This window comes from Pedobacter sp., assembly GCF_035317785.1.
In the GTDB taxonomy this organism is placed as follows: Bacteria; Bacteroidota; Bacteroidia; order Sphingobacteriales; family Sphingobacteriaceae; genus Pedobacter.
In genome coordinates this window covers 1-11,214 of the sequence record NZ_DATHGC010000042.1, presented here as the reverse complement: position 1 = coordinate 11,214, position 11,214 = coordinate 1, and the positions used below count along the sequence as shown (strand labels likewise).

The 11,214-nt window shown below is 43.8% G+C and carries 8 protein-coding genes; all 8 read left to right on the top strand.

Translation table 11 applies throughout. From position 1 onward, the window contains the following. Positions 1 to 264: 264 nt before the first annotated feature. Positions 265 to 1,083 (top strand): phytanoyl-CoA dioxygenase family protein, encoded by an 819-nt coding sequence (locus VK541_RS02915; protein ID WP_324366755.1) that lies wholly within the window; start codon positions 265 to 267, stop codon positions 1,081 to 1,083. Between the two features lie 33 nt (positions 1,084 to 1,116). Then, positions 1,117 to 2,499, top strand: coding sequence for a sugar porter family MFS transporter (locus tag VK541_RS02910; RefSeq protein WP_324366753.1), 1,383 nt, complete (start codon positions 1,117 to 1,119; stop codon positions 2,497 to 2,499). 33 nt (positions 2,500 to 2,532) lie between these two features. Next, positions 2,533 to 3,447 carry an SMP-30/gluconolactonase/LRE family protein gene (locus VK541_RS02905; RefSeq protein WP_324366751.1) on the top strand — a complete coding sequence of 305 codons (915 nt, stop codon included), beginning with the start codon at positions 2,533 to 2,535 and terminating at the stop codon, positions 3,445 to 3,447. Positions 3,448 to 3,506: 59 nt separating this feature from the next. Next, a complete protein-coding gene (locus tag VK541_RS02900; protein WP_324366749.1) occupies positions 3,507 to 4,367 on the top strand; it encodes an AraC family transcriptional regulator in 861 nt (286 codons plus the stop codon). Between the two features lie 65 nt (positions 4,368 to 4,432). Beyond that, the gene (locus tag VK541_RS02895) at positions 4,433 to 4,987 is read left to right on the top strand and encodes an RNA polymerase sigma factor (protein WP_324366747.1); all 555 of its coding nucleotides are present in this window, start codon (positions 4,433 to 4,435) and stop codon (positions 4,985 to 4,987) included. Between the two features lie 117 nt (positions 4,988 to 5,104). Next, complete coding sequence (locus VK541_RS02890; protein WP_324366745.1) at positions 5,105 to 6,175, top strand: FecR family protein; 1,071 nt, start codon at positions 5,105 to 5,107, stop codon at positions 6,173 to 6,175. Between the two features lie 179 nt (positions 6,176 to 6,354). Then, positions 6,355 to 9,633, top strand: a complete 3,279-nt coding sequence (locus VK541_RS02885) for a SusC/RagA family TonB-linked outer membrane protein (protein ID WP_324366743.1) — start codon at positions 6,355 to 6,357, stop codon at positions 9,631 to 9,633. A 20-nt stretch (positions 9,634 to 9,653) separates the two neighbouring features. Then, a partial coding sequence (locus VK541_RS02880; protein ID WP_324366741.1) for a SusD/RagB family nutrient-binding outer membrane lipoprotein occupies positions 9,654 to 11,214 on the top strand: 1,561 nt, incomplete at its 3' end.

Here is an 11,214-nt window from a genome sequence, read left to right as displayed (position 1 = left end):
CAGAGGACCCGGTAGTTACGATCACGCCGGAATTTGGTCCGTTCCCGTATATGGTGCAGCTTCCTTTCACCAGCCGGCCCATAGCAGATCAATGGGAAATCAATAAATATATGATGGATACTATAAAAAGGAGGTTTGCCCTTTAAAGATAAAATAGTTTAAGCATTGGATAAATTTAACAATGCCCTTCTTTTCAGCAATGCCGATCTTTATTCAGACCGAAAAATAAAAAATACAAACATTTAATGTCTAATAATTAAAGGTATGACACATCAATTAACTAACGCAGAGATCACATCCTATCAGGAAGATGGTTATCTGATTCTTCATGGTTTTTTTAACGAAAAAGAAGTTTCTAAACTATATCATGTAGCGATAGAAGATGATGCAATTAGCAGGCATTCCATAGACCTGAACGATCAATCGGGGAAAAAGACCAAGCTGGCGCTTTGGTATACTCCGGGTGATGACGTCTATGGCCTGCTGACCCGAAGTCAAAGGATAGCCCTTGCTGTCGGTTATTTAATGGACGGAGAATCCCCTGTTTGCCATTATCACTCCAAGCTAATGCAGAAAGAACCTAAAGTAGGAGGAGCCTGGGAATGGCATCAGGACTACGGTTACTGGTATAAAAATGAATTCCTGTTTCCGGATCAGATGATTTCCGTGATGGTGGCCATTACGGAGGCAACTAAAGAAAATGGATGCCTGCAGGTAATTAAAGGCTCTCACAAAATGGGAAGGGTTGAGCATGGCTCTGCGGGTGAGCAGGCCGGTGCTTCACAAAGATATGTCGACCTTGCCCTGAAAACAATGGAACTGATCTATGTTGAACTGAAGCCGGGGGATACCCTGTTCTTTCACGCAAACGTCCTGCACCGTTCAGAAGCAAACCTGTCAGACCAATCCCGCTGGTCGCTTATTTCGGCCTATAACAGGCAGTCTAATATTCCTTATAATGAAAAATCTGCATCCTGTTTAATTCCCCTGAGCATCGTACCTGACAGTGCATTACTCAGTGCCGGAGATGCGGGTCTTACAGAGAAAGCCGATTTCTTAACCCACAATGACGCAACTCAATAACAGGATTTTTGGTGATCATTAACTAAGTGTAAAATGGCCTTAATATTATTGGGAGATCTACCTTCCGCAGCAGGTGATTTCACCTACAATCGCAATTATATTTATCTTGTTAGTGCTGTTGCGGCTCTGGGAGGGTTGTTGTTTGGGTTTGATCTGGCAATTATATCCGGAACAATTCATTTCTTCACGGTGCAATTTCAGCTAAATGAACTGCAGACGGGATTAGCTGTAGGTTGTATTAACATAGGTGCGGCAATCGGCGCGTTATGTGCGGGAAAACTCAGCGACGACCTTGGACGTAAAAAACTGCTCATCATCAGCGCTATACTATTTGCCATCACGGGCGTAGGGACAGGCTGGGCCGGTGATTTTCCGATTTTCATCATCTTCAGGTTGTTCAGCGGTATAGCAATAGGACTTGCTGCAATGGTATGCCCCATGTACATCGCTGAAATGTCTCCTGCAGCCCTGCGGGGACGTCTGGTCGCCTTCTATCAGCTCGCCATTACTTTGGGGATTCTATTGGCATATCTGTCCAATTACCTCTTGCTGGACACAGGTCAGAATAACTGGAGATGGATGTTTTCTTCTCAATCGGTTCCGGCACTCTTATTCTTTTTTGGATTGCTCTTCGTTTCTGAAAGTCCAAGATGGCTGATCAGGAAGCATCATGAAAAAGAAGGTATGCGGATTTTGGAAAGAATAGGAGGAACGGTTTATGCGGCGGCAGAATGTCAGGCAATTCGCCGTAGCTTTTCCCGGGAAATAAAAGAAAACATCCGTGATCTTTTTAAAGAAAAAACTAAAAAGGCAGTAGTGATTGGAATAATGATAGCTGTCTTTTCACAGATTACCCTTGGGCCGGTCTTTGCTTATGGTCCGGAGATATTTAAGCAGGCAAATGTGGCAGAAGATACTGCATTTCTCCAGTCCGTAATTCTCGGACTGATCACCTTAATATTCACTTTTGTGGCCATTCTTACAATTGATAAGGCCGGTCGTAAGAAATTATTGCTATATGGCTCAGCGTTACTGTGTATCAATGGAGTTGCAATAGCGATTTCATTTTACCTTGCTTTACCGGGATATTGGATCCTGTGCTTTGTACTTGGCGCAGTAGCTATATACTCTGCTACACTGGGCCCGGTTACCTGGGTTTTGCTTTCAGAGATCTTTCCAAATCGCATCAGAGGTAACGCCATGTCACTGGCAACATTGTCATTATGGATATCAAGCTTCCTTGCACTGTCCTTTTTCCCTGTGATGAAGTCCAGTTTTGGCATGCCACTCACCTTTGGCATCCATGCTGCGGTGAGTTTTATCTGCTTTTTATTTGTACAGATAAAAATCCCGGAGACCAAAGGCAAGTCCCTGGAAGAGATAGAACTTTTTTTAAATAAAAAGAGCAGCAATTAAACTTTTACCGCAGACCGGATTAAGAACGGAAAGATGAAAACTATCACGAGATTGGTAAATCAAAGGGTGAAAGGCTGGAAAGTAGTAACCAGTCATATGTGCATTCTTGGCGAAAGCCCTGTTTGGGATGCGCGAAACCGGCGGATCCTATGGGTAGACATCACTGAAGGCAGGATACACCAGTTCTTTCCTGAAAATAAGAAACACAAGGCGACAAACATCGGGCAAATGATTGGTGCCATCTGCCTGACAACTTCAGGTGGGCTTATAGCTGCACTTCAAAACGGCTTTGCGACAGTAGATCTGGAAAAGGGGACTATCCGGCACATTGAAGACCCCGAGGTGCATTTGCCCGGTAACCGGTTTAATGATGGTAAATGTGATCCCAAAGGCAGATTTTGGGCAGGAACCATGGCCTTCTCCAATAAAGCCAATGCAGGGAGTGTCTATGTACTGGAGCAGGATCTTTCCGTTTCCTTAAAAATAAAAGGTGTTAGCTGCTCGAATGGCATGGCCTGGAGTCCGGATCATACCACATTTTACTATATAGATACACCGACAAGAAAGGTGGTTGCCTATGATTTTGACATCGCCGCCGGAGCAATCAGTAACAGAAGGACTGTTATCAATTTTCCGGAGTCGGAAGGATATCCTGACGGTATGACCATCGATACAGACGGCATGTTGTGGATTGCAATGTGGGATGGCTGGAAAGTGACCAGGTACGACCCGGCGACAGGAGAGTTAATTCAGTCAATTTTATTGCCGGTAGCAAAAGTCACATCATGTGTTTTTGGAGGAGAAAATCTGCAGGATCTTTATATTACAACAGCCCGTGCAGGACTTACAAACGAGGACCTGTATCATCAGCCGCTTGCAGGATGTCTCTTTGTAGCAAAAAAAACAGGCTCAACAGGTATGATGGCATATGAATTCAACAACAAATAGTTCGATTTTTAAACAGATGTTTCTTATCTTAATAAAGTTAAGCGGGAGATTTAATATTTATGAAGCCATTATTATTAGATGTAAGATCTCTGTTGAGAGGTTCTCTTTTCGTCAAAGAAATCAGAACCAAGAAGTTAAATGACCAGTTTCATTTTCACAATGCCTTTGAGCTTGCCTTAATCCTCAAAGGAAGCGGGAAAAGAATTGTCGGCGACAATATTGGATATTTTTCCGATAAAGACTTAATTTTAATGGCCCCGAATTTACCGCACGCCTCCTACCCTAATGAAGATTATTGTGAAGGTAAATCTGAAATTGATGCAATCGTAGTTTATTTTCATCCCGACTGGCTTACAGAGAATCACCTCAATTCTCCCGATTTCACGCAATTAAGAGAACTGCTGAACATCGCAAAAAGAGGGGTCAGGATAATAGGCAAAACACAAGAGAAGGTAATTAAACATGTGCTAAAACTAAGGGAATCCCGGGGGCTGGGCAGTATAATTATTATCCTGCAGATTTTAGAACTCATATACCTGTCCAAAGAATATGAAAGCCTGGCAAGTCAGGGTTATTCAGCCAACTACAACCAGACTGATGTTCAAAAAATCGATGAAATCTACAAGTATGTCATGAACAATTTTACCGATAAGATCAAACTTGATGACATTGCTTCAATTGCGAATATGACATCGCCGGCTTTTTGTAAATACTTTAAAAGCAAGACAAAAAAAACATTCTCCAGCTTTGTCAATGAAATCAGGATCGGATACGCATGTAAACTGCTCATGGATGATAACCTTGATATTTCCCAGATCTGCTTTAGATGCGGATATAACAACCTTACTAATTTTAATAAAAACTTTAAGCATTTTATTAAGATGATCCCCACTGACTATAAAGCTAAGCTGAAAATATAATAAGCCAGATAACAATTGGTTTACTCCAAAAAAGTCTTAACATTGCGATAACCTAAACCAAACCAATGGACAATAAGCTTGTGCATCATTTATTGTGGGAGCGTATACGTACAGGCGATAGAGATGCATTTTTCGATCTTTATAAAGCGCTTTACTATGAACTTGTCAATTTCGGCATCCGGGTCTGTGGTGACGCCGAAACATCAGGTGAAGCAACTGACCAGGTTTTTATCACCATCTGGCAAAAACGCGAACAGTTAGACCGGGTTGACAATGTGCCTGCCTACCTGCGGACTTTTCTGAAGAGAAAGATCCTGCGCATGCTCGAACGCAAACGCAAGATCAGCGACGCACTCCAAAATGCAGGGGCCGAAGGAGAATGGATGGAGATGTCCTATGAAGAATTCATCGTAAAAGTTCAGACCGACGAACTGGTTAGGTACAGGCTAAAGAGCGCACTGGAAAAACTGACCTTCAGACAAAAACAGCTGATCCATTTAAAATTCTTTGACGGCCTCAGCTACGAACAGATAGCCGAGCAAACCCATCAAACCATCAAAACTGCATATAATACCGTTTACGACGCCCTAAAAGTACTCAGGAAAGAACTCAAAGACTGATAATTTCAGCTGTCAAAAGACCAAAGAGCAAATATTTGTGCGCCAGAATAAAAAAAAGTAAAATTTTCTTAGGAAAAAAAGAACTTTTCAGGCACTGTTATTATAAACGCAAGTATTATGATAGATCGTAGTCTTTTTAATGTCGAAGACTTCCTGGTAGATAACACATTTCAGCTGTACTGTGCGGGTACAGACAAGCTTTGCATTGCTTATTGGGAAAATTATATTAAACAGCATCCTGAACAGGACCATGTCATCAGAGAAGCGCGCCGTCTCTACACCATATTGAGCGGAAATAAAAAGCCGCTGAACCAGCAAATGGATGGGCTGAAAGAAAGCATATCCCTTTCAGAAGAACAGCATATTATCCCTATCCATAAAAACTATACCTGGCTGCGCATTGCTGCAGCAGTCCTGTTGATCGCAGGTGTTTCCATTTTATACAGGAATAGCCGGCAAGCAGATATACCAAAGAAAAATTTAATTGCCCGTTTTATCACCGGGGGCGGCGAACGCAAAAAAATTACTTTGCTTGACGGATCTGTAGTTTTGCTCAACGCCAAAAGCTCACTGACCGTTAATAAAGATTTTAACGAAAGCAAAAGAGAAGTGAATTTGGTGGGGGAAGCATTTTTTGATGTAAAGCACAATAAAGACAAGCCCTTCCAGGTACATACTTCTGATTTTGACATCAATGTCCTGGGTACCAGTTTCAATGTGAAAGTATACCCCGATGAGGCTACCTCTGAAGCCGTTCTGATCAAAGGGGTGATCGTGATGCAAGGTAAAGGCAGCAAGGGGAACTCCATAATTATGAAACCCAGCCAGAAAGTGACCTTTTACAAAAAAGAACTTGCAAGACCTGGTATAAAGACCACAGCGAAACCAGCAGAGAGTCACCCTCAGATCACCATCAACCAATACACCAAAGTTAACGACAGCACCATCGTCGAAATGGCATGGACCCGCAACCAGCTGGAGATCCTCGACCAGAGTTTCTGTGACCTGAAGAGCGTACTGGAAAGATGGTATGATGTCGATATCAGGCTTGACGATAAGGATATTGAAAGATATCGCTTCACCGCCACATTTAATGACGAAACCATTGAAGAAGTACTGATCGCATTACAAAAAGCAGAACATTTTAAATATGAGATAAAAGGAAAACAGATCACCATATCAAAATAAAAAAGGAACGGTGTTGACGCACCGTCCCTTATAAATTTTTGATCACGCAAATGGCAGTTTTATGCGGAAACAGATTGCTGCCAAATACTTATAGCAACCAAAAAAACAAAAATATGATTAATTATTACTTACTGCAAGCGCGCCTTGATTATAGAGCGCTCTTAAAATTCATTATTTTAATGAAGCTGACCTGTATTATTATCTTTATTACTTGTCTCAATGTCTCGGCAACGGTCTTTTCACAGCAAAAGATCTCGTTTGACGTGACCAAAACTAAATTGAGCAAAGTGCTGAAGATCATAGAAGAGCAGAGTGATTATCATTTTGTATACAGTACCTCGAGCGTACCGGTAAACAGAGATGTGACGCTGACCGTGAAAAACACATTAGTTTCAGATGTACTGTCTGCGATCTTTAACAACACCAACCTTAAATATTCCATTTCCGATGGCGGCCTTATCGTGATCAGCCGCCAGGCGGATGTGAAAATAAGCGGTACGGTTAAAGACGGCAGCGGGAATCCGCTGCCCGGAGCCACAGTAAGGGTGAAGGGAACCGGTGCGGGAGTATCCACAGACATCAACGGCAGGTTTATCATTTCAGTTCCTGAAAATGGAGTCCTGGTAATTTCCTACGCTGGATTTGAGTCGAAAGAAATACCTGTAGATGGCAAGACTCCCCTGGATGTGGTACTGAGAGAAGACACCAAATTACTGAATGAAGTAGTTGTAACCGCTTTGGGTGTAAAAAGAGAACGCCGGGCACTTGGATATTCAGTTACCCAGGTAGAAGGTGAATCGCTGACCCGGGCAAGGGAGATCAATATAGCGAACTCGTTGGTGGGTAAGGTAGCCGGGCTGGACGTCAGCTCTACAGCAGGCGGTGCGGGAGCGGCCACAAGTGTGGTCATTCGCGGGGTATCCAGTCTCAACCAGTCTAATCAGCCATTGTATGTGATCAATGGAGTGCCGATGGAAAATAAGCCCATTGGTCTGAACAACACAAACCCTAATGGGAACTCTGGAAGCCAGTGGGACAATGCCCCCGATCTGGGAGATGCAATCGGCAACCTGAACCCGGATGACATAGAGAGTATTTCAGTATTAAAAGGAGCAGCAGCCTCCGCAGTTTACGGCTATCGGGCTAAAGCGGGAGTAATCCTGATCACCACCAAAAGCGGGAAAGGCAATGGCATTGAGTTCAATAGCAATTATGTAGTTGAGCAGGTTATGGACAGGACCGACTGGCAGTACGTATTTGGGCAAGGCGCCAATGGCACTAAACCGGCAGATGCCGCTGCTGCAGCTCAGGTGGGAGGATCTAGCTGGGGAGGTAAACTGGACGGCAGTAGCGTTGTGCAGTTTGATGGGGTATCGAGACCATATGCCGCGCAAAAAGACAATATTGAGAATTTCTATAAAGACGGTGGGACCTGGTCTAACACTATAGCCTTAAATAAGAGCTTCGAAGGCGGTACCCTGCGATTTTCAGCAAACGATGTCAACAGCAATTCAATTGTTCCAAATTCCGGATTGAACAGACAATCTTTCAATCTGGTCGGCACTTTTGACCCGGTTAAAAGACTAACCATAGACGCTCGTGTAAATTATATCCTGGAACAAGCTAAAAACAGACCAATGGTCTCAGATGGTGCAGGTAATGCAAACTATAATGCCGTTTTTCTACCTAGCAGTGTTGATATCAATTCACTTAAACCCTGGAAAAATGATGCGGGCAATGAGGTCCAGTATAACAAAGGGAACAATTTTGCTACCAATCCATGGTTTGCTGCCAACGAGTTTGTCAACAATACGAAACGTGACCGTCAGATCAGCTCATTCAATGCCCGGTATACCTTCGACAATGGCCTGTTTCTGCAGGCACGGGCTGGACGTGATGCTTACAATGATACCTACAAAAATGTAGTTCCCTCAGGTACTGCTTACTATGCGGCCGGCAAAATTGCTGAACAGCGTACTAAATTTGCAGATGTAAACGCCGATGTTTTACTGGGCAAATCGTTCACCGTACAAAATGATTTCACGATTACACCCAACATAGGTGCCAGCTTAAGAAACACACAGATTAGTCAAACTACCAATAATGGTACAGATTTCGCGATATTTGGAGTTTATAACATCCTGAATGCCAAGAATAAATCGGTAAACTACAGTGAAAGCGAGGCCGAGACGCACTCCGTCTACGGAACACTGGAACTGACTTATAAAGACATCCTTTATCTTACAGGAAGTGCAAGATCAGATTGGTTCTCTACCCTGGCCACACCTGGAAAAGACAATAAGCTCAATGTAGTATACCCGTCCATAAGCGGGTCATTCGTGTTCTCTGAGCTGTTAAATTCTGAAACCTTGTCATTCGGTAAGATCAGGGCAGGTTACGCGATGGTAGGGCAATCAACAGACCCCTATAAAACACTTCTTACTTATGCTTTCAGAAGTGAAACAATAAACGGGAAACCAATGGGTAACATCAGCAACATAGAGATTCCGAATTCAAGCCTGAAAGCATCAACAGCTACAGAACTCGAGGTCGGAGCGGAGCTGAGGTTCTTTAAAGACCGTCTGAACCTGGACATGACCTGGTACAAAAAGATATCCAAGAATGAAATTATATTTTCAACCACTTCGCCAACTACCGGATATGCCGGTGCTGTACTGAATTCAGGAGAAGTTGAAAACAAAGGTGTAGAAGCTTTAATCAGAGGCATAATCCTGAAAAATCAGGATTTTAGCTGGACTTCTTCTCTGAATGGAACCTACAACGAAAACGAAGTGCTTTCTCTTGCCGATGGTGTACCATCGCAACTTGTTGCTACTTCAAGATCAGGTGTAGGTTTTTTACAGAATATACCTGGAAAATCGGCATTGCAGATCATGGCATACGATTTCAAGTACGGCGCCAATGGAGAACTGCTTAAGGATGCACTTGGTGCACCTGAAAGAGGAGAGCTGAAATCTTATGGATCTGGTTTCAACAAATGGTTTGCAGGATGGGACAACGAGTTTACTTACAAAGGAGCCACCCTTTCCTTCCTTCTGGATGGAAAATGGGGCGGAAAGGTATTCTCTGCTACTGACTATTATGGTTATGTTTTTGGCCTGCACAAAGCAACACTTGAAAACCGGGAGGCCCTGGGCAACACAGCCGCAGATTTTTACCTCAACACTGCTAACAATGCCTCGCATAAATTCGTTCAGGATGCCAGCTTTATCAAGTTCAGGCAAATGACGCTGGGATACAACTTTCCCGCAAAACTGTTTAATAATAAAATAAAGGGACTGAATGTAAGTTTAGTCGGCCGAAACCTGTTCATCTTAATGAAGAAAACAGACAATATTGATCCGGAATCGAGCTATAATGCCACCTTCCCGGGACTAGAACTGGGTGGTGTGCCTCCAGTCAGGACATTCGGTATCAATCTAAGTGTTAAGCTTTAATCATTTAAACAGAAAGAACAATGAAAACGAACAGCATAAAAATATATAGTCTTTTGCTTATCATCATCTTTGCAGCGGCAAGCTGTACCAAAGATTTTAAAGACATAAATACAAACCCGGTCGCCTACGGGCCAACAAATTTTGATCCCAATTATACCCTTACGACCGCTCAGCTAAACTACACAGGAAGTATCGATTTTGCGTATGATACCTGGAGAGGAAACCTGATCTATTCAGGCACCATGATGCAGGGCCTGTCCTCAGTAATCAGTTACTGGGCAGGGGATAAATATCTGCTAAACGAAGGTTATACAGCCGCATACTGGGGCAATAACGCAGTTGGTGCCTATATAGAACAGGTAAGGCCAATCGTAGATGTGGTAGAGTTTACCAAAGGGAAAACAAAATACACCAACCTGCGCCAGGTTGCCAGAATCTGGAAGGCACTGGTATTTGAACGGCTAACAGATCTTTATGGCGATGTGCCGTATTCCGAGGCGGGGCTTGGTTTTTACACCGGCGTTTTGAACCCTAAATATGATAAACAGCAGGCAATTTATTCAGATCTGTTGAAAGAGGTGGAGGAAGCAACGGCCGCACTTGGAACGGGGGGAGATGCAGTGACAGGTGATGCACTGTATCAGGGCGATATCCCCAAATGGAAACGCTTTGGCAATACGCTGTTGCTGCGCATAGCAATGAGACTCACAAAGATCGATGAAAACACCGCTAAGGCATTTGCACAAAAGGCAATAGCAAATACAATGACCAGTAATGCCGACAATGCTTTTGTCAAGCACGATGTCGCAGGCTCACGGGTAACCCAAAACAGGAACAGCCAGGTATTGCTCGGAGACGGGGGCCAGGAGAATTACTATGTAAAATGGTCCAAAACCTTTATTGACCTGCTCAAAACCAGCGGAGACCCGAGACTGGGTAAAGTAGCAGTAACCAAGCTGTACCTGAATGAATCTTCTAAAGACCAAAATACAGCATTTGATGCCAATCCTGCCGTACAAAAAGGAATGCCCAATGGCAAGGACCTGAGCGGGATTGCCGGAAGGGATGTCAGACAGGACGCCTCATACACCACTTTCCCTGACTATTCCTCTCCCAATCCGGGAATGACTAAAAGAGACGGGCTGACCTTTATCCTGACCTATGCGGAAAGCGAACTGTTAATCGCTGAGGCCGCACAAAGATGGGCCATAGGAGGCTCCGCAGCTACACATTACGCAAATGGAGTGAAAGCCGCAATTACCTATCTGGGACAATACGATGCAAGCCTTGCCATATCAGATGCAACTGCGGACCTTTTTGTGACTGCTCACCCTTATGTGGCACTAACCGGCCTGCAGCAGATCAATACCCAATACTGGCTGCATGCCAATACGATGCTCGATTTCTATGAGACCTGGTCAAACTGGAGAAGAAGCGGCTTTCCGGTACTGACACCAGTAGTTTACCCTGGAAACGCGACAAACGGAACCATCCCGCGCAGGTTCCCATACCCTTTAGATGAGGCCGCTAAAAACGGCGCCAACTATAAGGCTGCCTCTTCAGCAGTACCCGGAGGCGATA